Here is a 24444-nt window from a genome sequence, read left to right as displayed (position 1 = left end):
GGGTCAGATAGGTTCAACCCTGTATCAAAAACCTTGTGACGTCACGCCGCCGCTGCATCCAATGCAACGGCGGCGATGCCGCGGGAGCGAAAGGCGCTGGCGCCCCGCTCCCGACAGGCTGTGGGTCACGCCTGATCGAGCCAGACCTTGCCGAAGTCGTGCTCGTAGGTGGGGTGCATCGAGTGGTTCTTCACCTCGGGCTTGATGTTGATGTAGAGCTTGCGCCAGTAAGGCTGGATGATGATGCCGGAATCCTGCAGCATCTGCTCGATGTCCTTCATCACCACCTTGCGCTTCTCCGCGTCGGCGATCCCGAGCGCCTCGTTGACCTTCTTGTCGAAGTCCGGATTGGCGTAGGCCGTCTCGTTCCAGGCTTCACCCGAGCGGTAGGCGATGGCGATGACCTGGATGCCAAGTGGACGCATGTTCCAGTTGGTTTCCGAGAACGGATATTTCGTCCAGTCGTTCCAGAAGGTCGAGCTCGGCAGCACGGTGCGCTTCACCTTGATGCCAGCCTCGCGCAGTTGGGCCGCGATCGCGTCCGTGGTGTTCTTGTGGTAGTCCTCGTCGTTGCTGATCAGCTCGTGTTCGAAATCGATCACGCCGGCTTCCGTCAGCATCTGCTTGGCCTTGGCGATGTCGCGCTTGATTTTGGGCAGCTCGACATATTCGGGATGGATCGGCGCGACATGGTGGTTCTCGGCCGGCGTGCCGGCATTGCCGTAGCCGAGCTGCAGCACCACCGAGTTGTCGACGGCCAGACACATCGCCTGACGCACTTTCTGGTCGCCATAAGGCTTGGCGTTGACGTTGAAGCGCGACACCACGGTGGCGGCGGTCACGACCTCGGAAGGCGGCGCGCCGACGTCTGCGATGATCTTGACGTAGTCGGCGGTCGTCTCATGGTTGGTCTGAACTTCGCCCGATTCGAAGGCCGAAACCGTTGCGGCCGGATCGGTGCCGTAATCGATGAACTCGACGCCATCGAGGAAGGCTTCGCCCTGCCACCACTTGCCGGTCTCGCGGCGCTTGTAGACGACCTTCTGGCCGACGTCGTAGGAGACGAGCTCGAACGGACCCGTACCGATCGGGCAGTTCTTGAAGTTGGCGCCCTTCTCGTCGAAGCTCTTGTGCACCACCAGTGCCGGATAATCGGTCAGGTTGGGGATGATGGCGATATCGGGTTTGGTGAGCTTCAGCTTGACGGTCATGTCGTCGACCTTGATGACCGACCCTTCGCGCAATTTCTTGGTCTTGTCATCGACGAGGCTGCCGAGACGGCCCGGCATGGAGTTGCCTTCCGCGGCCTTGTCGGCCCAGCGGGTGAAATTGTAGATCACGTCGTCGGCGGTGAACTTGTCACCATTGTTCCATTCGACGCCCGGCCGCACATGCAGCGTGTACTCGGTGGCGTCGTCATTGATGTCCCAGCTTTCCAGGAGATAGGGCGCGAATGTGTACTGGTGGGTGTATTTCACCAGCGGCTCGAGCGCCTGCCTCTCGGCATTGGAGATTTCCGACCAGTCGGCCGTGCGCGGATCCTTGGGATCCTTGACCGACATTGCCACCTTGAGCACGCCGCCTTTCTTACCCTGCACGTCCTCGGCCTTGGCCGGCGTCGGGGCGGCGAGCCCCAGAAGGCCATAGGCCATGGCCGTCGAAGCGCCGAAGACGCTGGCGAGCGCGAGGAATTCGCGGCGATCGACCTTACCCGACTTGGCCTCTTCGGCCATGGCCAGGATGTGATCCGGAACGCTATCGCCATTACTCTTGTAGATTGTCATGACTAACTCCCATTGTTGGCTTTCCGCCGATTAACATTCCGCATCCAGGCCATGATGTCAAAGACGGCATGGTTGGGAACATATTGACGAATGTGCAACTTTGGAGGGGGAGCGGTTCGCGTGATAGCGACAGTCTTGGCGCAAAATTGCTAGTGCGCGACGGATTTCCACTAAATCTCTTCAGGCGATTAAACTGAGACATTGGCGCGGTTTGCGACAGGACCAGCCCTCGCCAGGATGAGGGCCAGCCCAAGTCTCCGCTTCAATATTCCTTCTCGTAGAAGATGCCGCCCTTGGCTTCGCCGGCGTCCGTCGCCTCGCCGCGCAGTTTGACGCCACGTCCCACGTTGAGGTCGATCGTGGCCTTGCCCGAGCCCGGCTTGTCGCCTTTCTGGATCGTCACATAGGTGCGGTCGTTGAGGTACTTGCCGGCAGAAACCGCCGTGCCGCCCTTTTCGTCGGTGGTGACATCGAGATCGTCGACGCCGATCGCGCTGCGCAGGTTTTCCAGCAGCGACGTCGAGCCGCCGACACCGGCGAGTTGCCCGGCGGCTTCGGCCAGTTGCGCGATCTGCAGCGGCGACAGGTTCGACATGGACCGCCCGAAGATCAGTTGCGCCAGCACCTCGTCCTCGGGCAGCGCCGGCACCGAGGTGAAGGTGAATTTCGGATTGGTCGCCTCGCCCGACACCACGATGGTGACGGTTGCGCTGCTCGTGGTCGTTGTCGCGGTCAGGTTGAGATAGGGCACCAGCGAGCCGGAAAAGCCGACCGTGCCCTCGGTGAAGGTCAGCCGCTTGCCGAGAATCGACAGCCGCCCGCGTTGCAGCGTGAAAGTGCCGACCGCTTGCGGCGATGAGGCCGGACCGGTCAGCCTGAGCGAGCCGCCGAGTTCGGCGTCCACGCCCCTGCCCTGGATGAAGATCTGGTTCGGCGCGTTGACGGTGACATCCAGCACAAGGCCGCTGCCACCCGTCTTGCCGCTGGTCGTGGCCGGGCGCAATGCCTTGTCCTGCGCCCTCACCGCGCCGGGCGCGTTCTTGTGTTTGACATCGAGCGCCGAAAGCGAACCTGGCAATTTGTCCGGAACGGTGATCACGGTCTTGGCAAGGTTGACGGTGCCGGCAATCACCGGCGCCGACGTCAGCGGCCCTTTGATCGTCAGGTCGCCGCCAAGATTGGCGGTGACCACCCGCCCATCGGTGTAGCGGCCGTCGGTGAGCTTGATCGACAGATCGGCCGGGAACCCCTGCGCCGGATTGATACCGACCGTGCCGCTGGCCGACAGGCTGCCGCGCGTCGACAGCGTCCCGGTCAGCCGGTTGATCCTGGCGACGCCATTGCCGATGGAAATTTCGGCTGCGATGTCGTTGACCGCAAGCCCGGAACGCGCGTCGAGCAGGCGGGCGCCCGACGTGCTGATGCTGCCGCCGATGACCGGCGATGTCGCGGGACCGCGTACCTGCACATTGACACTCGCGGTCCCCGTCAGCGACAGGCCTTGCGCGGCGAGCTTCTGACTGAGGATGCCGAACGGCACGGCGCCGTTGAAGTCGAGCGCGAGCGCCGGCGTGCCTGATGTCGTCACCGTGCCGCCCCCCTTGAGACCAAGGCCGGCCCCATCGCTGACATTGGCGTTGAAGGTCAGCTTGTTGCCGGCAAAGGTGCCGGAGGAAGAAACACTCACCGCACCGACCCCCGCGCCGCGGGTCTGCGAAGTCTGCACGCCGGCAGCGTCGAGGTTGAACGCCACACTGGGGCTGGCTGGTGCCCCGGTGACCTTCACCGTGCCCGAAATCGAACCGGCGGCATCGAGACCCCGCGAAAAACTGTTGGCAAGCGAGATCGGCACCCGCGCCAGCGCCGCGTTGATGTCGAGCGCCTGCCCGATCTTGCCGGTCACCGTCGCCGTGCCGCCGCCCAGATTGAGCACCAGCCTGTCCAGCGTCGTCGTGCCATTGGCGATGGTGACGATCGAAGCCTGCGCGATGGCAGCCTTTATGCCTTGGACGGTCGCCTCGCCGGAAGCAAGCTCTATGGTCGTCGTGCCGTTGGCCGCCTTCACGCGGCCCGCGGCCCTCGCCGGAATTCCTTTCACCGTCGCGCCGCCGGAAAAGCCGGTCCAGTCGCCGTCACGCTTCAGGTCGACATCGATGCCGCTGATCACCGTGCCGCCCGACGTGACGGTGTCGGCATGGATTTTTCCGGAGATGACCGGAGCGGCGAGGTAATTGGCGATCAATGCGTCGATCGACACGGCCTTCGCCTGAAGATCGCCGCGCGTGACCGAGGCGGTCGTAGCCTTGATGGCGACCTGCGGTGCGGCACCGTTCTTCGAGAACGCAATCGTGCCGCGCACATCGCCTTCCGCTTTTTCCAGCGCCAATGCGGCAAGCGGTCCTATATCGGGCAGGTCGAGAGAGATCGTGCCTTCGGGTATGAACTTGTCGTCCAGCGCCAGGTCGCCGGAAATCCTGTTTTGGCCCAGCGACAAAAGCAGGCCATTGATGGCGCTCTTGCCGTCCGCGGTCGCCAGCACCGCACTGCCTTGCAAGGGTTGGCCCGCGACATTGCCTGTCAGCTGCACATTGGCCGCCGGCTTGGCCGCGTCGGCTTTGCCGGTGGCGGTTAGTCTGAGCCCGGTGATCTCGCGCGACGCCACCGAAAGCTTGTCGCTGTCGACGGTCAGCGACAGATCCGGCGCGGTCGCCGGGCCCTGCGCATTCAGCGCAAAGGCGATAGCGCCTTTGGCATCCTTCGACAGCAGCGAAACATCGCCCAGCACGCCCTTGATGTCGGCGGCCAGCGTATTGTCGGCAAGGCTCGCCTGCCCCTGTGCGGTCAGCGCGCCGGAGGCCAGCGTCAATCCGCCTATGGCGATATTACCGTTGGGCTCGCGCTTCAGCGTGGCGCTCAACTGCGCCCGTTCGCCAAGCATGCCGCGTGCTGCGGCCGGCAGGGCCGACGATGGAGCATCCGCCTTCAGCTTGAGGTCGATGGCGCCGTCACGCAGCGACACCAGGCCGGCGACCTGGCTGTTGAGCGCGTCGCTTTTGAGCGAGCCGCTGTCGATGGCGACAGCGTCGGCTGACAGGCGCCCGCTGAGCGCGGCCGTGACCTTGCCGGCGATCAGCGGCGCGATGGTGGGATTGTCGAGCCCAACCCTATCCACCGAAACTGTGCCCGAAACCGGCCCGGCGCGGTTCTTCAGATCGAACGCATCCGAGTGCAATACCAGGCTCAGTCCGTCCACCTTCGCCGGTCTCGTGGCGATCGAGGGCAGGATCGCGGACATATCCAATCGGGCCCGCGTGCTCTCGCCCGCCACCTTTGCCGACAGCGACCGGACCTCGATCTTGATGGGACTCTCGGCGCTTCCGACCGTGAGCGGCAGACTTGGACCGGATGAGACGAGGTCAAGGGCGAAATCGCTGGCGCCGTTCGGATTGATCGTGCCGGCGGCTTGACCGGAAACCTTGTCACCGGAGAGCGTCGCGTGGTCGAGGACGACGCCGCCGGCCATGGTGTAGCTGCCGGCCGCGTCGACTGCGAGCTGCCCAAGCCCGGTCTGACGGGTTTGGCTTGTTTCGACATCGGCCAGTTGCACATTGAACCGGACGTCCGGAGCCGACGGCGAGCCCGTTACCTCAGCGCTGCCATCAAGCGTTCCAGCGGCATCGAGGCCGGGCGAAAAGCCGTCGGCAAGGGCAGCCGGCAAGGCGGAGACCTTTGCCGCGAGATCGAGCGTCTGGCCGGCTGTACCGGACAGCGCCACCGAGCCGCCGCCGACATCGAGCGCCAATTTTTCGATGCTGGTGGCGCCGTCGGCGATACTGAGCGTCGACGGCTCGGCAATTGCCGCCTTGATGCCGCGAATCGTAGCCTCGCCCGAGGCGATCTCGACGCTGGTGACGCCATCGGCGATCTTCAGGCGCCCCGCCGCCTTCGCTGGAATGCCGGATACCGTGGCGCCGCCGGCAAAATTCGTCCAGTCTCCGTCGCGCTTCAGATCGACGATGATGCCGCCGACTTGGGTGGTCCCTGACGTCACAGCATCGGCCTTGATCGAGCCTGAAATCGCCGGCGCCTTGAGATAGTTGGCAATCAGGGCATTGACGGCGATTGTGCTGGCCGTCACCTCGCCGCGCGCAATCGACGTGCTCTTCGCGTCAATGGCAACGGAGGGCGCGTCGCCACTCTTGGCAAAGCGGATGGTGCCGTTGATGTCGCCGGTCACCGCCTGGCCGGCCAGCGCCGCAAGCTGATCGATTGCAGGCGCAGAAAGAATGAGCGTGCCCAGCGGCATGAACTTGTCATCCAGTGCCAGATCGCCCGACACCTTGTTGTCACCCAGCGACACCGCAAAGCCATTGATCGAGCGCTTGCCTTCGCTCGTCACCAGCGCCGCCTTGATGTCGAGCGGCTGGTCGTTGACGGCGCCGGTCAGCGAAACATTGGCGGAAGGGCTAGCAATGTCGGCCTTGCCGCTCGCGGTCAGCTTGATCGACTTCACCGTGCGGCCCGAGGCCGTCAGGCTATCGCTGTTGGCGGAAACCGTGAAATCCGGCGCGGTCATGGCGCCGCTTGCCGACAGGGCGAAATCGACACCGCCCTCGACCGGGACGCCGACCGTCGGCGACAGCACCGAAACATCCCCCAGCCTGCCTTTGATATCGGCCAGGATGTCGGTACCTTGCATGCTGGCGGTACCGCTGGCGCTGAGCGAACCGGACGTGAGTTCGATCGAGTTGGCGGCGAACGAGCCCTGCGGATCGCGCGACGCTGTGGCCGAGAACTTCACCCGCCCGCCGAGCACCGAGGCGATCTGCTGCGGGAAGGCGGTCGCCACGGCATCGGCATTCATCTTGAGCTGCATCGACAGGTCGGCGAGCGCCACGGTCGCCGTCAGCGAGGCATTGAGCGCATCGGACCGGAGCGTGCCCTGATCGATGACAATGGCGTCCTTGCTGAGGGAACCAGCCAGGCCGACGTCGACCTTGCCAGTGACCAGCGGCGCCAGCGTCGCGACGTCGGTTTTCAGGCCACCGGCCCCAAGCTTGACGGTAACCGGCCCGGTGCGGTTCTGGATGTCGAACCCGTCGGAGTGTATCTGCGCCGCCAGGTCGTCTAGCCGCGTCCCGCCGACGACGATCGAAACGAAGGAGGCGCCGATATCGACGATCGGCGCCTTGCCGTCGCCGAACGCCCGGGCGGTGGCATTCTTGATCGCCAGCGTGATCGGCTGCGCCTTGCTGCCGACGCTAACCACCACGGGTGGCCCCTTGGCGGCGAGTTCGACCGAAAGATCGCTGGCTCCGGCGGGATCGACGATACCGGTCGCGGTGCCGTGCACGGCATCACTGTCGATGTTGGCCCGGTCGACACTGATCCCGCCCGCCGTCGTGGCAGTGCCCGCCATATCGAAGCTGGTCTTACCGGCAAACAATGGTTTCAGGTTCTCCGGCAGGAAGCGGGCGAAATCGCCGTCGCCCTTGGCTTCGAGATAGTTACCCTTGTCGGTGAGCTGATGGCGGCCGGTGAGCTGGGTTACGATCCGATGATCGACAAGGAAGGTACCGACGCCACTCCAGTTGGCCAGCGGCCCGGTGCCCGAGACGACGATGTCGACCGGCGGCGTGTCCGGCAGATTGAGCAGATTGGCGATGATGCCGCCGGCCGGTTCCGACGCCTTGAGGTTGAGGTCGAGCTTGTTGTCCGCTGGCGCGAAATGGATCTGCGCGTCGACATTGCCCTGTTTGCCGTCATGGCGGGTAATGTTGAGCACCGTCTCGACCGACAGCGGTGCGGCGTCGGCCTTCACCGAGGCCTTGGCGGCGAGTTCGGCGATGCCGCTGCCGGCCAGTTGTTGGCCGAGCGCGACTTCCGGCAAGTCGATCTGCTTGATATCAATGGAAACCGGCAGCGTCGTCGCGCCGCCTTGCGCCGGCTGCTGCGTGCCGGCCACCGGCAGACGCGCAAGCTCGATGCGCTCCGCCGCGATGCGGTCGGCGCTGAAGTTTTTGGACAACAGTGCCAGCGGCGACCAGTCGATGGCCACCTTGCGCGCCACCAGCCAGGCGCCCTCGCGGTCCTCCAGCACGACATGGTCGACACTGAGCGCGCCCGACCAGATACCGTCGATGCCGCTGACGGTGACCTTACGCTCGTCGCTCGAGGCCAGGCGCGAAATGATGCCGGCGAGATTGTCGCGTCCACGCTCGGTCTTGGTCAGCACGAAAAGCGCGCCGATGGCGCCTGCTACCACGATCAGCAGCGTGTAGAGAAAAATGCGAAGGATGCGCCAGACCGTCTTCATGTTCAAAACGCTTGGCCAATGCCGGCATAGATGCCGAAATGAGGGTCGCCTGGGTCGCGGTTGAGCGGCACGGCGGCGTCGATACGCAGCGGCCCGAATGGCGTCACATAGCGCAAGCCGACGCCGGCGCCCACCTTGACGTCGGAAAAATCGGGGAACGACTTGGTCGATACCGTGCCGGCATCGACGAACGGCACGATGCCGATCGTGTCGGTGATGGCGATACGCATTTCAACCGAGGTCTCGAAGAAGGACAGGCCGCCGATCGGCTGGCCGGTGAAATCCTTGGGGCCGATGCCCTGATAGGCATAGCCGCGCACCGAGCCGCCGCCGCCGGAATAGAAACGCCGGTCGGCAGGCACGTTCTGCAGGCTGGTGCCGACGATCGAGCCAAGTGCGACACGTTCCGCCAGCACGAATTTCGAAGCGGTATCCAGCGACTGATAGGCCGATCCCTCGCCCTTCAGCTTGAGGAAGGCGGCACCGCTCAATATGTCGTAGCTCGGCTCGGCATAGGCCAGCAACCTGAAGCCCTTGGTCGGGTTCAGCCTGACGTCCCTGTTGTCATAGACATATTGCAGCGGGATGCTGGCGATCAGGTATTTATGTTTGCCAAAGGAATCGTGGATGCGTGAATAGTCGAGCGCGACCTCGGCCGACACGGTTTGGTTCTTGGTCAGTTCATAGGACAGGCCGGTGTTGCCCTTGACCGAGAAATGGTCGTAGGCGTCGGGATGTTCGAGCACGGTCTTGATGCCGGCGAAGAATTTAGATGCCGGCCCGATCACGCCGGGTTTCTCGAACATGATGCCGGCATTGTAGTTCAATTCGGACAGGTCATTGCTGCCGATGCCGCTGATGGCTCCGTCGATGCGCAGCTTCTCGGCCCGGCCGAACAGGTTGCGATGGCCCCAATACCCCTCCAGCCCCAGCCCTTCCGTATTCGAGAAGGTGCCGCCCAGCCCGAAATAACGCGGCTTGCGCTCGCTGACCTGGACGCCGATCGGAATGTTGCCCTCGGCATCGAGCTTGTCGGCCTCCTTGAAAGTCACGCTGTTGAAGACCTCGAGCGCCAGCAGCCTGTCGCGCGCATCGTCGATCTCCTGAGGCGAGTACTGCCGGCCACGTTTCAGCCCGGTCATGTATTCGGTGAAGTCGCGGTCGACCTTCTCGGTGCCTTCCACCGTGGTCGCGCCATAGCCGGCGACTGGCCCGGCAGCAACCGTCAGCGTCACGTCGAGGGTCGACGTGTCATGGTCGGCGACGATGTGCCTGCTGGTCACCTCGGCCAGCGGCCTGCCCTGCCCCTTCAGCGTGCGCACGATCAGCGCCTCGGCCTTGAGCACCGCGCCAGACCCAGCGTCGCCGCCTGATATCAGGCCGTAATCGGCGCTCATCAGTCCAGCGGCGTCACCCTCCAGCCGGATATCGCCGAGGGTGAATTTGGGACCCGCGGCGATGTTGATAGCCACGGGAATGGGCTGCGGACCCTTGAATTCGGCGTCCGGCGGCAATTCGTCCAGCGGCTTGCCCTCGATGGTGATGGTGACGACGCCTTCGTAGCGGGCATCGGCGTAGAGCGCCGCCACAAGCTGTTCTCGATCGCTGCGCGCCTTGGCCATCAGACCGAGCGAGCCGGAGACGGGATGGTCTTCGTCGCTCTTCAGCGCCGAGGCGTTTTCGAGCTTTTTCACCAGGTCCTTGTCGGCGTCGGGCGCGGAGATGGTCACGGCGTAGCGCATCGGATCGACGATGTCGGCATCCTCATCGCTCGATGAGCCCCACAGCTTGATGCCGAAGATTTCGAAGGCGGCCGCCGGTCCCAGCCCGGCGATCAGCGAGCAGCAGATCACGGCCAGAAGCAGCGCGCGCGAAAGCACGCGCTTTGGCTCGGTACCCCCTGACATCTGCCTTTCATACGCCGGCATTAAGACAACCTACTTTACAAACCTAAAATTGGAATGAAGTTCTGAAGCGCTCGTAAAGGGGCCACAATCCAATTGTCTGAAATAGGACGGGCTTGGAATTCACACCTTTTGCGTTGCCGCAAGAATGCGTGATCCCCTGTCCTATGGAGGTACTACCGGCTGTTGGCCGGAAAGGAAACCGTTGGCAGGCGGAACCCTGCCGCGTCCTCATGTTGACAAGCCTGAGTGAAGCTTGAACATGCCCGGACGTCTGCAAATTGTCTGGAGGGTGTTATGGCAATGCGCGCGGCTCGTGGTCTGTCTTTCCTGATCCTTCTCTTCTTCGCCTGGGCCAATGTCTTAGCTTTGGGTAGCGTCGCGCAAGCGGCCGAAGCACGGCGAGTCGCAACGACCGACAATTCCGACTATTTCGGTTTCGACCTCCGGTCCGACCAGAATGTCACGCTCGATCAATGCAAGACCACCTGCCTGGGCGATCCCGCCTGCCGCGCCTTCACCTATAACACCAAGGCCAAATGGTGCTTCCTCAAATCCGATTATAACCAGCTGAAGCCCTTCAACGGCGCGGTCGCGGGCAAGGTCGTCAATATCGACGGCGACCCCGACATCGGCGCGCCGCCGGAACTCGCCTTCTTCCCCAACTGGATGGCCGACCAGGCCCAGCAATACCGTAACAGGCTGCTCGGCCCGGCCTATGACAGGCCGACCGAGGGCATGGCCGCGCTGACCACGGCGGCCGAGCAGGCGGTGCTCACCGGCGATCATCGCACTGCCGTGCAGAAATACGAGGCCGCGGTCTCTGTCATGCCCGACGATGGCCAGCTCTGGCTCAACCTGGCGCGCGAAACGCTTGCCGTGCAGCCGGCGGCCAACACATCCGAGGCCTCCACCTTGCCGGCAAACGGTACGTCGGCCGCCTTCAATGCCTACAAGCTCCTGCGTACAGCCAGGACCCGCGCGGAGACGCTGGCTCTCATCGGCTCCGGCCTCGACAAGCGCGACCTCTATCGCCCCGCCCTGCAGGCCTATGAAGCCAGCCTTGCCCTGGTGCCCTCGCCTGCGGTCCAGGCCGACTATTCCGATCTCAAGGCTCGCAAGGGTTTCCGCGTCATCGACCACACCGTCGATGCCGACACCAGCGCACCGCGCATCTGCGCCCAATTCTCCGAGGAATTGGTCAAGACCGGCGTCGATTACGCACAATTCGTCACCGTCGACAACCAGCCGCCCAAAGGCGTTGAAGCCAAGGACAAGCAGATTTGCGTCGAAGGACTGGAACACGGCCAGCATTATGACGTGACCTTCCGCGCCGGCCTGCCGGCCGCCATCGGCGAAGTGACCGCCGCGCCCGTCGTGCTGTCGATCTATGTGCAGGACCGTGCGCCTTCGGCCCGCTTCACCGGCGACAGCTTCGTGCTGCCGGCCGGCGCGCGCCGTGGCATCCCCGTCGTCACTGTCAACATGAACGCCGCCGAGATGAAGCTCTATCGCATCGGCGACCGCTCGCTGGCCCAGCTTCTGTCCGGCTACCAGTTCCTGCATCAGCTCGACAGCTACGACATCTCAAACATTTCCGAGCAGATGGGCGAGCCGGTCTGGGAAGGCCAGCTCGACATCGCCAACGACCTGAACAAGGAGGTCACCACCTCCTTCCCGGTCGACGAGGCGCTGCCGCGGCGCAAGCCCGGCGTCTATGTGCTGACTGCCCAGGCCGTCAACGACAAGAGCGACGACTACAACTCGATGGCCACGCAATGGTTCGTCGTTTCCGATATCGGCCTCTCGACCTATACCGGTCAGGACGGGCTCAATGTCTATGCCCGTTCGCTGGGCAGCGCCAAGCCGATAGCGGGCGCCGAACTGACGCTGGTTGCCCGCAACAACGAGATCCTCGGCACCGCGACTTCGGATGCCGATGGTCATGCCGTGTTCAATCCCGGCCTGACGCGCGGCGACGGCGGCATGGTGCCGGCCGTGCTGATGGCCAGGCAGGGCGATAACGACTTTGTCTTCCTCGACATGGCCCGCGCCGGTTTCGACCTGTCCGACCGCGGCGTCACTGGACGCGCAGCGCCGGGCGCGCTCGATGTCTACGCCTGGACCGAGCGCGGCATCTACCGCGCCGGCGAGGAGGTGCATGTTGCGGCTCTTGCCCGTGACGGCGCCGCCAAGGCGGTCGAGAACCTGCCGCTGACCTTCATCTTCTCGCGCCCGGACGGCGTCGAGGATCGCCGCGTCGTCAGCGATGGCGCGTCAGCCGGCGGGCACGCCGTCGATCTGCCGCTCCAGCCAAATGCCATGCGCGGCACCTGGTCGGTATCGATCTATACCGATCCCAAGCAACCGGCCGTCGCCAGCCAGATGTTCCTGGTCGAGGATTTCGTGCCGGACCGCATCGAATTCGACATGAAGGCCGACAAGCAGGAGATCGCGCAGGGCGAAACCGCCAACATCACCGTCGACGGCCGCTTTCTCTATGGCGCACCGGCTGCTGGCCTCGCGCTCGAAGGCGAACTGACCCTGTCGACCGCGCGTGACTGGGACCGCTTCAACGGCTATTCCTTTGGCCTTGCCGACGAGCAGTCGTCGGAACCGACCGTCACCCCGTTCACCGATCTTCCGGTGGTCGGCGAGGATGGCAAGGCGACCTTCCCGGTCTCCGTCGAGCAACTGCCGTCGACCACGAAGCTCATCGACGCCAAGGTGACGGTCCGTATGCGTGAGACCGGCGGCCGCGCAATCGAGCGCTCGCTTAATATCGGCATCCGCCCGCAAGGCCACATGATCGGCATCCGGCCGGACTTTGCCGATGATGAAGTGCCGCAGGGCGGCACGGCGAAATTCAGCCTGATCGCCGTCGACCCCGACGGCCAGCGCGAGGCGCTGAAAGGTGCGCAATGGTCGCTGGTCAAGGTCGAGCGCAATTACCAGTGGTACCGCTCCAACAACTCATGGAATTACGAACCTGTCACCTTCACCAAATCGATCGCCAATGGCCAGGTCGACCTTGGCGCAGACGGCGAGGCGACAGTGTCGATCCCGGTCGACTGGGGCCGCTACCGGCTCGAGGTCGAGACGGCGGATCCGGAAGGACCCGCGACCAGCTATGAGTTCGATGGCGGCTGGTATGTCTCCTCCACCACCACCGAAACGCCTGATGGTCTCGAGATCGCCCTCGACAAGGACAATTATGCAGCCGGCGAAGTGGCCAGGCTCAAGGTCTCGCCGCACTTTGCCGGCGAACTTATGGTCAACATCGGTTCCGACAAGCTGTTGAAGACCGTCACGGCGTCGGTGCCGGCCGGCGGCGGCACGGTCGACATCCCGGTCGGCGACGACTGGGGCGCCGGCGCCTATGTCACGGCAACCCTGTTCCGGCCTGGCGACGCGCAGGAAAGCCGCATGCCGGCCCGCGCCATCGGCGTGAAATGGCTGAAGGTCGATCCGGGCTCGAAGAAGCTCGCCGTCACCCTTACCCCGCCGGACAAGACCATGCCGCGCCAGCAGCTGTCGATCCCGGTCGCGGTCGCCGGCGTAGAGCCCGGCAGCAACGCCTATGTCACTGTCGCCGCCGTCGATGTCGGCATCCTCAACCTGACCAACTACAAGGCGCCGGATCCTGAGAATTGGTTTTTCGGCCAGCGCATGCTGGGCATGGAAATCCGTGATCTCTACGGCCGCCTGATCGACGGCTCTCTCGGTACTATGGGCAAGCTCAGGACCGGCGGCGACGGCGCCAACATGCAGGCGCAGGGCAGTCCGCCGACCGAAAAGCTGGTCGCCTTCTTCTCCGGCCCGGTGCAGCTCGATGCCGACGGCAAAGCACGCGTCGACTTCGATATTCCGCAGTTCAACGGCACGGTTCGCGTCATGGCCATCGCCTGGACCAAGGAAGCGGTCGGCCACGCCCAGTCGGACGTGATCGTGCGCGATCCGGTGGTGATCACCGCCGGCCTGCCCCGCTTCCTGGCGCCCGGCGACGCCGCCGTCATGCGGCTCGACATTGCGGACACCGACGGTCCGGCCGGCGACTATGCGCTGTCGATCGACACGACGGGGGACCTCTCAACGGGCGACAAGCCCCTGCCCCAGAAACTGACGCTGGCGCAGGGCAAGCGCCAGACCCTGACCGTGCCGCTGATCGCACAGACGGCAGGCAATGCCTCGCTCACCATCAAGCTAGCGCACGCCGATGGCACCAAGGTCGAGCAGATGCTCTACGTGCCGGTCCGTCCGGCACAACTGCCGGTCACCACCCGCATGGTGGTCGACCTCAAGGGCGGTGGCGGCGCGCTGCGCGTCGACAAGGAGCTTTTGGCGGCAAGCCTGCTCGACGGCGCTTCGGTCAGTGTCGGCGTTTCGCAGGCGGCGGCCTTCGATGTGCCTTCGCTCCTGATGACGCTCGACCGCTACCCCTATGGTTGCGCCGAGCAAACCACCAGCCGGGCGATGCCCCTGCTCTATGTCAACGAAATGGCCTCGGGCGTCGGCATGGAGAGCGATCCCGAGCTGCATGGCCGCATCCAGGACGCGATCTACAAGGTGCTGAGCTACCAGGCTTCGGGCGGCAGCTTCGGCCTGTGGGGCCCGGGCTCCGGCGATCTATGGCTCGACGCCTATGTCACCGACTTCCTGACCAGGGCGCGCGAGCAGAAATACGATGTGCCGGCGCTCGCCATGAACCAGGCGCTGGGCAATCTGCAGAACTCACTCGGCTACGACCAGAGCGTACAGGACCGTGGCAGCGAGATCGCCTACGCACTCTACGTGCTCGCCCGCAACAAGAAGGCCTCGATCGGCGATCTGCGCTATTACGCGGATACCCAGATCGAGGCCTTCACCAGCCCGATGGCCGTTGCTCAGCTGGCGGCGAGCCTGGCGCTGTATGGCGACACACAACGTTCGGAAGCGACGTTCAAGACCGCCCTGCAGCTCGCCAAGTCGAGCACTGCCTATGACTACTATCGCTCCGACTACGGCTCGGCGCTGCGCGACGGGGCGGCAATGCTGGCGCTTGCGGCGGAATCGAAGCCGGTGCCGTCGGTCGTACCGGAGCTGATCAAGCTGGTGACCAGGGAACGCGCCGAGGTCCGCTGGACCAGCACCCAGGATGAATCCTGGATGCTGCTGGCGGCCCGCGCCCTCGGACAAGGCAATGATTCGATCACGCTTTCCGTCAACGGCGCACCGCATTCCGGCGGCTATTCCAGCCAGATCAACGGCAGCGATCTGGCCGACAGCCCGATCACCATCGCCAACACCGGCAAGACCCCGCTGCAGGCCGTCGTCACCACCCTGGCATCGCCGGTGCAGCCCTTGCCGGCCGGGGGTGACGGGTTCACCATTGAGCGCACCTACTACAAGCTCGACGGCACCGAAGCCAATGTGACGGAGGCAACCCAGAACGAACGCTATGTCGTCGTGCTCAAGGTCAAAGAACAGAACAACTGGCCTTCCCGTCTGCTGATCACCGACCTTTTGCCGGCCGGCTTCGAGATCGACAATCCGGGCCTGGTCTCCAGCGCGCAATTGTCGAACTTCTCCTGGCTGGCGCAGACCGACGCCGCGCATCTGGAATTCCGCGACGACCGTTTCGTCGCCGCGTTCAACCCCAGTGACGGCGACCACGACCACAATCTGACGCTCGCCTATGTCGTGCGGGCCGTGACGCCGGGCACCTACGCCCATCCGGCGGCAACGGTCGAGGACATGTACCGGCCGCAATATTCGGCTCGCACCGCCACCGGCATGATGGAGGTCAAGGCGCCGTAAGGTGCCGATGGTGGCGATCATGAACACGGCGACAGCGCTGCCCCTCATCCGCCTGCCGGCACCTTCTCCCCGTGAAAAACGGGGAGAAGGGTCAAGCTCCAACGTTGACGCCCCCCTCTCCCCGTTCTTCACGGAAAGAGGGTGAGGGGCAGCGCCATGCTCTCGAAAAAATTCCTCCGCCGCATCGCCATCACCGCAGTTTCCTGCGGCGGTATCCTTGCCCTTTCCGTTGCCTCCCTGTGGCAGCTCGACCGCGCCTTCCCGCCTCCGCTTCCTGAAAAGCTTACCGTCTCGACGGAAGTCCAGGACCGCGACGGCCAGCTTTTGCGCGCCTTCGCCACGCCTGACGGCTATTGGCGGCTCGAAACCCGCCTCGACCAGGTCGACAACCAGTTCGTCGACATGTTGGTCACCTATGAGGACAAGCGCTTCTGGAACCATGAAGGCGTCGATGTGCTGGCGCTTGCCCGCGCCGCCGGCCAGTTCGCCACCAGTGGCCACATCGTGTCCGGCGGCTCGACGCTGTCGATGCAATTTGCCCGCCTGATCGAGCCGCGCGACAGCCGCAGCCTCGGCTCCAAGCTCAAGCAGATGCTGCGCGCCATCCAGATCGAGCGGCGGCTGTCCAAACGCGAGATCCTCGAACGCTATCTGACGCTGGCGCCCTATGGCGGCAATCTCGAAGGCGTGCGCGCCGCTTCGCTCGCCTATTTCGGTAAGGAGCCGAAGCGGCTCACCGTCTCGGAAGCCGCGCTTCTCGTCGCCCTGCCGCAACTGCCGGAGAAGCGCCGGCCCGACCGCAACCTCGCGATCGCGCACGCCGCCCGCGACCGCGTGCTGTCCCGCATGGCCTCGGCTGGCCTGCTTGGCGAACGCGAGGCCGCGCGCGCCGCGCTCGACGATGTGTCTGGCCTGCGCCGTAGCTTGCCGGCGCTCGCCGCGCACGCCGCCTATGCGATGCTGCCCAAGGCGGTTCCCGGCCAGCCGCTCAAGCTGACGATCCGCAAGAGCGTCCAGGAAGGGCTGGAACAGGTAGCGCGCGACGCAGCCGCCAAGCTTGGGGCGCGTCTCTCCGTCGCCATGGTGCTGGCCGATTCCCGGACCGGCGATATTCTGGGCGAAGTCGGCTCGGCCAATTTCTTTGACGCCAGCCGCTCCGGCTGGATCGACATGACCAAGGTCGTGCGCTCGCCGGGCTCGACGCTGAAGCCGTTCATCTACGGCCTCGCGTTCGAACAGGGACTGGTGGCACAGGAAATGCTGATCGAGGACAGCCCGGCCGATTTCGGCGGCTACCGGCCGAAGAATTTCGATATGGGCTACCAGGGCGACGTCAGCATCCGCGAGGCGCTGCAATTGTCGCTCAACGTGCCGGCGATCCGCGTGCTCGACGCGGTCGGTCCCGCGCGGCTGACGGCCCGCTTTCGCCAGGCTGGGGTAAACCCGATCCTGCCGGTCAACGAGGCGCCGGGCCTGGCCATCGGCCTCGGTGGCGTCGGCGTCACGTTGCGCGATCTCGTCCAACTCTATACGGGCCTTGCCAATGGCGGCAAGACGCACACGCTGCATGATGGCACCGAGCCGGCCGATGCCGAGCGCACCACCGCGACCATCCTCGATGCCCAGGCGAGCTGGCAGATCATCGACATTCTGTCGGGCGTCAAGCCGCCCGAGGGTGCGTTGCAGCGCGGCATCGCCTACAAGACCGGCACCTCCTACGGCTACCGAGACGCCTGGTCGGTCGGCTTCGACGGCCGTTACGTGCTGGGCGTCTGGGTCGGCCGGGCCGATGCAGGCGCGGTGCCTGGCCTGTCCGGCTATGTGTCGGCAGCCCCAATTCTGTTCGAGGGCTTTGTCCGCTCGGGTCTCGCCACCGTGCCGCTGCCGGGCAAGCCCCCCGGCGCCTTCACTCCTCGACGTAACGACCTGCCTGTGACGTTTGCCCGCTTCGGCGCCGGGTCCGACGGCCTGGTTCAGGCCTCGACCCCCACAGAGCCCGCGCCGACCATTATCTTTCCGCCCGACGGCGCCCGCGTCGATCTCGCCACCAACTCGGCCGACGCCTCGCCGCTGGTACTGAAGCTGCAAGGCGGGCGCGCGCCGTTCCGCTGGCTGGCCAACGGCAAGCCGCTGACCGGCATCGACCGCCGGCGCACCGCGACATGGCAACCGGACGGCACCGGCTACTCGACCCTGACCGTAATCGATGCGGCGGGACGCGCGGCAAGTGTGAAGGTGTTTGTTGAATAAGATTGCGCAAGCGATTCAGGGGATTGCGCTTCTTCGCCTGAGGTACGGCGCCTCGCGACAATACTCGCGACGCTAGTTCCTTTACCCGCAATCTCCTCCCAGCCCGCGCCGACGCCCTGCCCGCCGACTTCGTCCGCGTTGCCGGCCCCTCGATCGCCAGGATATCCGTTACGCCGGAACGGACAATTTTCCTGTACCGCAAGCGAAGCGACGGCAAACCGCAAGCTGCTGCTCGGCGCGATGCACTCGGCCGGATTCAAGAACTATGCACGCGAATGGCGGCACCTTCACGCTGAACCACGATCCCTCCGCCAAGCAGCGCTTCGATTTCCCAGTCCAGCCGGATAGCGTGCCGACCAAATGCCACAGCCTTGCTTCGGCACCGCTTGTTCCTAGATAGATCGATGGGGATTCGCCAAGGGGACGTTTGAGGAAAATGTTTCTCCGCACCGCGAAATCAGGTCCAAGATTTTCTCCAAAACGACAAAAAAGGCAACATTTAATGCATCTAAATTCTACCAATTCGGTAGATTTGACGTGGGTTCAACGGAGGCAGAAATGACCAAACCTCGTTTCAGGAGACTGCTCGGCGCACTGGTCGCCACGTCTGTCCAGTTCGGCACGCTCGGTTTCGCGTTCGCCGATACCACCATTCTCAACGTGTCGTACGATCCGACACGCGAGCTCTACAAGGCTTATGACGAGGCCTTCGCCGCTCACTGGAAAGCCGAGACAGGGGAAACGGTCACCATACAGCAGTCGCACGGTGGATCGGGCGCACAGGCCCGGGCCGTGATCGACGGCCTCGACGCCGACGTGGTGACGCTGGCGCTCGAAGGCGATATCAACGCCATCGTCTCCAAGTCGAAAAAGATCAATCCGGACTGGCGCACGAAATTCGAGAACAATTCGGCACCCTACACCTCGACCATCATCTTCCTCGTCCGCAAAGGAAACCCCAAGGGCATCCACGACTGGAACGACCTGGTCAAGGACGGCGTCCAGGTGATTACGCCCAACCCGAAGACATCGGGCGGCGCACGCTGGAACTATCTCGCCGCCTGGGCTTATGCCAACGCCAATGACGGTGGCGACGAGGCCAAGACGAAGGAGTTCGTCGGCAAGCTCTATGCCAACGCTCCGGTGCTCGATACCGGTGCGCGCGGCTCGACGGTGACCTTCGCGCAAAAGGGCCTGGGCGACGTGCTGATTGCCTGGGAAAACGAGGCCTATCTAGCGCTCGACGAGTTCGGTGCCGAAAATTTCGATATCGTCTATCCACCGACCTCGATCCTGGCCGAGCCGCCGGTCGCTTTGGTCGACGCCAATGTCGATGCCAAGGGCACGCGCAAGGTCGCCGAAGCCTATCTGGGCTGGCTCTATTCCAAGGAAGCGCAGACGATCATCGCCAAGAACCACTATCGTCCGGCCAAGCCCGATCTGGTGCCGGCAGAGGACCTGGCCAAGCTACCGCCGATCAAGCTGGTCACCATCGACGACCCACAATTCGGCGGCTGGAAGAAAGCACAGCCTTACCATTTCGGCGATGGTGGTATATTCGACCAGATCTACAAGCCCCAGTAAGCAGTCGATATTCAGGACGATATGATCACAGCACCCGCTCGGGCGGGTTGGCGGTTTCGACAGCCGAGCGTCATTCCGGGTTTCGGATTGGCGCTCGGCTTCTCGCTTGCCTACCTTACCCTCATCATCCTCATTCCGCTGTCGGGGCTGGTCTGGCGCTCCGCGGCGCTGGGCTGGACCGATTTCTGGGCGATCGCCACCGACCGCCGCACCATCAACGCGCTCCGCATCAGCTTCGGCACCGCCTTTGTCGCGGCCGCCGTCAATGTCGTCTTCGGCACGCTGGTCGCCTGGGTGCTGGTGCGCTACCGCTTTCCCGGCCGCCGCATCGTCGATGCCATGGTCGACCTGCCCTTCGCGCTGCCGACGGCGGTGGCCGGCATCGCGCTGACCACGCTCTACGCGCCCAATGGCTGGATCGGCAAGCTGTTGCTGCCGCTTGGGCTCAAGGTCGCCTACACCCCGCTCGGCATCGTCATCGCGCTGGTCTTCATCGGCCTGCCCTTCGTCGTGCGCACCGTGCAGCCGATCATGGAGGAGATCGACAAGGAGGTGGAGGAGGCCGCCGCCACGCTCGGCGCCAGCCGCTTCCAGATCGTCACCCGGGTGCTGTTCCCGGGCCTGGCGCCGGCCATCGTCACCGGTTTCGCGCTGGCCTTCGCGCGCGGCGTCGGCGAATACGGCTCGGTCATCTTCATCGCCGGCAACCTGCCCTACAAGTCCGAGATCGCGCCGCTTTTGATCGTCATCCGGCTGGAGGAGTACAATTACCCGGCGGCGACCGCCATCGCCGCGATCATGCTGGCGCTGTCGTTCCTGATGCTGCTCATCGTCAACCTGGCGCAGACATGGAGCCGCAAGCGCTATGGCTGATCCGGAGATCAAATCCTACGAGCCGCATCACGACAGCCGCTCGGCGGCGGTGACCGAAAGCCGCCCGGCGCAGGCCGTGCTGATGGCGATCGCCTTCGCCTTCCTCGGCATCTTCCTGCTGTTGCCGCTGATCATCGTCTTCAACGAAGCCTTCGCCAAGGGCGTCGGCGCCTACACCGAAGCGCTCGGCAATACCGACACGCGCTCGGCGATCCGGCTGACGCTGCTGGTGGCGGCGATCTCGGTGCCGCTCAATGTCGTCTTCGGCATCTCGGCCGCCTGGGCGATCGCCAAGTTCGAGTTCAAGGGCAAGGCCTTCCTGACCACGCTGATCGACCTGCCGTTCTCGGTCTCGCCGGTCATCTCGGGCCTGGTCTACGTGCTTCTGTTCGGCGCCCAGGGGCTGCTCGGCGCCTGGCTGAAGGCACATGGCATCGTCATCCTGTTCGCCGTGCCCGGCATTGTGCTGGCCACCATCTTCGTCACCTTCCCCTTCGTGGCCCGCGAGCTGATCCCGCTGATGCAGGAGCAGGGCAATGGCGACGAGGAGGCCGCGCTGTCGCTCGGCGCCAATGGCTGGCAGGCCTTCTGGTATGTGACGCTGCCCAACGTCAAATGGGGGCTGCTTTACGGCGTGCTCTTGTGCAATGCGCGCGCCATGGGCGAGTTCGGCGCGGTCTCGGTGGTGTCGGGCCATATACGCGGCCTGACCAACACCATGCCGCTGCATGTCGAAATCCTCTACAATGAATACAACGCCGTCGGCGCCTTTGCCGTCGCCTCGCTGCTGGCCGGCCTGGCGCTGGTGACGCTGGTCCTGAAGACACTGCTCGAGATGCGTTACGGCGCCGAGATCGCCGCGCGTGGCCACTAGAAGGTTTTTTAGATGGAAGTTCGCGTTGCCAATGTGCGCAAGGAGTTCGAGCGGTTTCCCGCGCTCCATGACGTGTCGCTCGACATCAAGTCGGGCGAGCTGATCGCGTTGCTGGGACCATCGGGCTCGGGCAAGACGACGCTGCTGCGGCTGATTGCCGGGCTGGAGCGGCCGACGCGCGGCAAGATCTTCTTCGGCGACGAGGACGCCTCGCACAAATCGATCCAGGAGCGCAATGTCGGCTTCGTCTTCCAGCACTACGCGCTGTTCCGGCACATGACGGTCTCGGACAATATCGGCTTCGGCCTCAAGGTCCGGCAGGGCTCGACGCGGCCGCCGGCGCAGGAGATCCGCCGCCGCGCCTCCGAACTGCTCGACCTGGTCCAGCTCTCGGGCCTGGAAAAGCGCTATCCGGCGCAGCTTTCCGGCGGCCAGCGCCAGCGCGTCGCGCTGGCCCGCGCCATGGCGATCGAACCCAAAGTGCTTCTGCTCGACGAGCCGTTCGGCGCGCTCGACGCGCAGGTGCGCCGGGAACTGCGCCGCTGGCTGCGCGACATCCATGACGCCACCGGCCACACCACCGTCTTCGTCACCCACGACCAGGAAGAGGCGCTGGAGCTTGCCGACCGCGTCGTGGTGATGAGCCAGGGCCGCATCGAGCAGGTCGGCACCGCCGACGACATCTATGACAGGCCGAACTCGCCTTTCGTCTATGGCTTCATCGGCGAATCGAGCTCGCTTCCCGTCAAGGTCGAGAATGGCGAGGTCTGGCTCGCCGATCGCCCGATCGGGCTGTCGGCGCCAGACGCCGCCAGCGGCAATGCCAGGCTGTACTTCCGTCCGCACGACGTCGAATTGCTGAGCGGCTGCTCTGGCTGCATCGCCGGCACGGTGGTCGCCAGCCGCCGCGTCGCCGGCACCCGCCGGGTGGAACTCGAGATCGGCGGCGAACGCCAGCGCGTCGAGATCGAGCTGCCCGTCGACCATCCCGCGGCGCAGAAGAGCCGGGTAGCGTTCCGCCCGGGCCGCTGGAAGCTGTTTCCGGCTGCTTAATATTAGACCGAGCACCACTCCAGCCAGTTCTCGATCTTGAGGTTGCGGATTCGGATGAACTCGCCCGTATTGGCCGTTACCAAAGTGATGCCCACAGCGCAGGCGTGCGCAGCAATAAAAAGGTCGTATGGCCAATGGGTTGGCCGGCGGCCTCCAGCTCTGCACGAAGGGCGACATACTCTGCATCCGCCGGCACATCGAGCGGCAAGACCGGAATCTCAGCCAGCAATTGCTCGACTTTTTTGAGCAGCTTGGTTGATCCCTTCCTGGCACAGCCATATCGCAATTCCGAGGCCACCACGATACTTGTGCAAATGGCGTGGTCTCCCTCGCGCTCCACTGCATTGGCGGCTTTGCCAGCCGGATTTCGGATCATGTCACTGATGATGTTGGTGTCCAGCATGAACCGCATCAAAAAATGTCCTCGGATTCGACTGGCGCATCATTGATTTCGGGAAGATCGTCCTCGGGGCCGAGCGGCGGCTCGTTTGCCCATTGGGCGAGCAACGCGCCGAGCCCAGCTTTGCGGATCGGCTCAATGACAAGGCGGTCGCCTTCACGGCTGATCAGGACCTTCTCGCCGGGGAGCTCGAACTCGACAGGAATGCGCACCGCCTGGCTGCGGTTATTGCGAAACAGCTTCGCCTCCTTCGACGGCCGCGTTGTTGAATGGCGGTGTTGGGGCATGGTTGCCTCCCTTTGTATAGGCATATTGGGCGGAACAAAATTCTAATGACAGCGTTCATGACGACATTTTTTCTTACGGTGGCACCGCGAAACTATTGCACGTGCCTCGTCGGGCAAGTGGCGCAGGACTATGGTGAGGTGATTAAGCACTACACGGAGCCTTATTTCATGAAGCGATTTCTCCTCGGCGTCGCCACCGTCGCCGGCCTGTTCCTCGCATCTTCCCAAGCCTGGTCTGCCGACAAGCTGCTCAACGCCTCCTATGACGTCGGCCGCGAACTGTTCGTCCAGGTCAACAAGGCATTCATCGAGAAGCACCCGGGCGTGAGCATCGACCAGTCGCATGCCGGCACCTCGGCTCAGGCACGCGCCATCGCCGAAGGGCTCGGCGCTGATGTCGTCACCTTCAACCAGGTCACCGACATCGACTTCCTGGTCAAGAAGGGCCTCGTCTCGCCCGACTGGCAGAAGGATTTTCCCGACAACGCCTCGCCCTTCTATTCGCTGCCGTCCTTCCTGGTGCGGGCGGGCAACCCCAAGCACATCAAGGATTGGAACGACTTGGTGCGCGACGACGTGCAGGTGATCTTCCCCAACCCGAAAACCTCGGGCAATGCGCGCTACACCTATCTGGCGGCGACCGCCTACGCCAAGGAGGCCTTCAAGGGCGACGACGCCAAGGTGAAGGAATTCATCACCAAGTTGTTCAACAACGTGCCGATCTTCGACACGGGCGGGCGCGCAGCCACCACCACTTTCGTGCAGCGCGAGATCGGTGACGTGCTGATCACGTTCGAATCCGAAACCCGCGGCATCCGCAAGGAGTATGGCGACGACAAATTCGAGCAGGTCACGCCTTCCGTCAGCCTGCTGGCAGAATTCCCGGTGGCGATCGTCGACAAGGTCGCCGACGAACATGGCACGCGTGATCTGGCCAAAAGCTATCTCGATTTCCTCTATACGCCCGAGGGGCAGGACATCGCCGCTGACAATGGCCTGCGCGCCCGCGACACGGCCGTCGCCGCCAAACACAAGGCCGACTTCCCGGACGTGCGCCTGCTGACGGTGGAAAACGTCTTCGGCGGCTGGGACAACATCCAGAAAGAGCATTTCGCCGCCGGCGGCCTGCTCGACCAGGCCTATGGCAGCCGATAAGGTTTTCGCGGCACGATAGCACGTTACGGTAAGCAAATCAGGAAAGCCGGCGCTTTGCCGGCTTTCGCCGTTTGCGGCAAAATATGGCAAATACGACGCCAGCCGCGCAAAAGGTTACGAAGAATCAACGCGTTTGCGCCTAACGTGCCGACAAATCGGCTTGTTCGC

The 24444-nt window shown here is 64.0% G+C and carries 11 protein-coding genes and 1 pseudogene; 7 read left to right on the top strand and 5 right to left on the bottom strand.

Annotated features, from left to right (window positions below; genetic code table 11):
• Positions 1-125: 125 nt before the first annotated feature.
• The 3 genes from FJ953_RS02890 to FJ953_RS02880 all read right to left on the bottom strand — a co-directional run bounded on the left by FJ953_RS02890 (position 126) and on the right by FJ953_RS02880 (position 10028).
• Positions 126-1784, bottom strand: coding sequence for an ABC transporter substrate-binding protein (locus FJ953_RS02890; RefSeq protein ID WP_140495085.1), 1659 nt, complete (start codon positions 1782-1784; stop codon positions 126-128).
• A 262-nt stretch (positions 1785-2046) separates the two neighbouring features.
• Positions 2047-8100 (bottom strand): translocation/assembly module TamB domain-containing protein, encoded by a 6054-nt coding sequence (locus FJ953_RS02885; protein ID WP_140623089.1) that lies wholly within the window; start codon positions 8098-8100, stop codon positions 2047-2049.
• A gap of 2 nt (positions 8101-8102) precedes the next feature.
• On the bottom strand, positions 8103-10028 hold the full coding sequence (locus FJ953_RS02880) for an autotransporter assembly complex family protein (RefSeq protein ID WP_140623087.1): 1926 nt from the start codon (positions 10026-10028) through the stop codon (positions 8103-8105).
• Positions 10029-10301: 273 nt separating this feature from the next.
• Between FJ953_RS02880 and FJ953_RS02875 the strand changes: the two genes are divergently transcribed.
• The 6 genes from FJ953_RS02875 (at position 10302) to FJ953_RS02845 (ending at position 22434) form a co-directional block, all read left to right on the top strand.
• Positions 10302-15800 carry an alpha-2-macroglobulin family protein gene (locus tag FJ953_RS02875; RefSeq protein WP_140623085.1) on the top strand — a complete coding sequence of 1833 codons (5499 nt, stop codon included), beginning with the start codon at positions 10302-10304 and terminating at the stop codon, positions 15798-15800.
• 156 nt (positions 15801-15956) lie between these two features.
• Positions 15957-18050 carry a penicillin-binding protein 1C gene (gene pbpC, locus FJ953_RS02870; protein ID WP_140623083.1) on the top strand — a complete coding sequence of 698 codons (2094 nt, stop codon included), beginning with the start codon at positions 15957-15959 and terminating at the stop codon, positions 18048-18050.
• A 558-nt stretch (positions 18051-18608) separates the two neighbouring features.
• Positions 18609-19634 (top strand): sulfate ABC transporter substrate-binding protein, encoded by a 1026-nt coding sequence (locus FJ953_RS02860; RefSeq protein WP_140516694.1) that lies wholly within the window; start codon positions 18609-18611, stop codon positions 19632-19634.
• 21 nt (positions 19635-19655) lie between these two features.
• The gene (cysT, locus tag FJ953_RS02855; protein WP_140623081.1) at positions 19656-20507 is read left to right on the top strand and encodes a sulfate ABC transporter permease subunit CysT; all 852 of its coding nucleotides are present in this window, start codon (positions 19656-19658) and stop codon (positions 20505-20507) included.
• Positions 20500-21381, top strand: coding sequence for a sulfate ABC transporter permease subunit CysW (gene cysW / locus FJ953_RS02850; RefSeq protein WP_140623079.1), 882 nt, complete (start codon positions 20500-20502; stop codon positions 21379-21381). The genes cysT and cysW overlap by 8 nt, the downstream gene beginning before the upstream one ends.
• Before the next feature lie 12 nt (positions 21382-21393).
• Positions 21394-22434, top strand: a complete 1041-nt coding sequence (locus FJ953_RS02845) for a sulfate/molybdate ABC transporter ATP-binding protein (RefSeq protein WP_140580039.1) — start codon at positions 21394-21396, stop codon at positions 22432-22434.
• 2 nt (positions 22435-22436) lie between these two features.
• Here FJ953_RS02845 and FJ953_RS02840 read toward each other — a convergent pair.
• Positions 22437-22846 (bottom strand): annotated as a pseudogene (locus FJ953_RS02840) (type II toxin-antitoxin system VapC family toxin).
• Positions 22846-23121, bottom strand: coding sequence for an antitoxin (locus FJ953_RS02835; RefSeq protein WP_140562394.1), 276 nt, complete (start codon positions 23119-23121; stop codon positions 22846-22848). Before FJ953_RS02835 ends, FJ953_RS02840 begins: the two are co-directional and overlap by 1 nt.
• Positions 23122-23289: 168 nt before the next feature.
• On the opposite strand from FJ953_RS02835, the gene FJ953_RS02830 reads away from it, so the two are divergent.
• Positions 23290-24276, top strand: coding sequence for a sulfate ABC transporter substrate-binding protein (locus FJ953_RS02830; protein ID WP_140623075.1), 987 nt, complete (start codon positions 23290-23292; stop codon positions 24274-24276).
• The last annotated feature ends 168 nt before the right edge of the window (positions 24277-24444 follow it).

This window comes from Mesorhizobium sp. B2-3-6 (assembly GCF_006442305.1).
In the GTDB taxonomy this organism is placed as follows: domain Bacteria; phylum Pseudomonadota; class Alphaproteobacteria; order Rhizobiales; family Rhizobiaceae; genus Mesorhizobium.
Note: the sequence above shows the minus strand (reverse complement) of the source record. Positions and strands in the feature narration are given on the sequence as shown.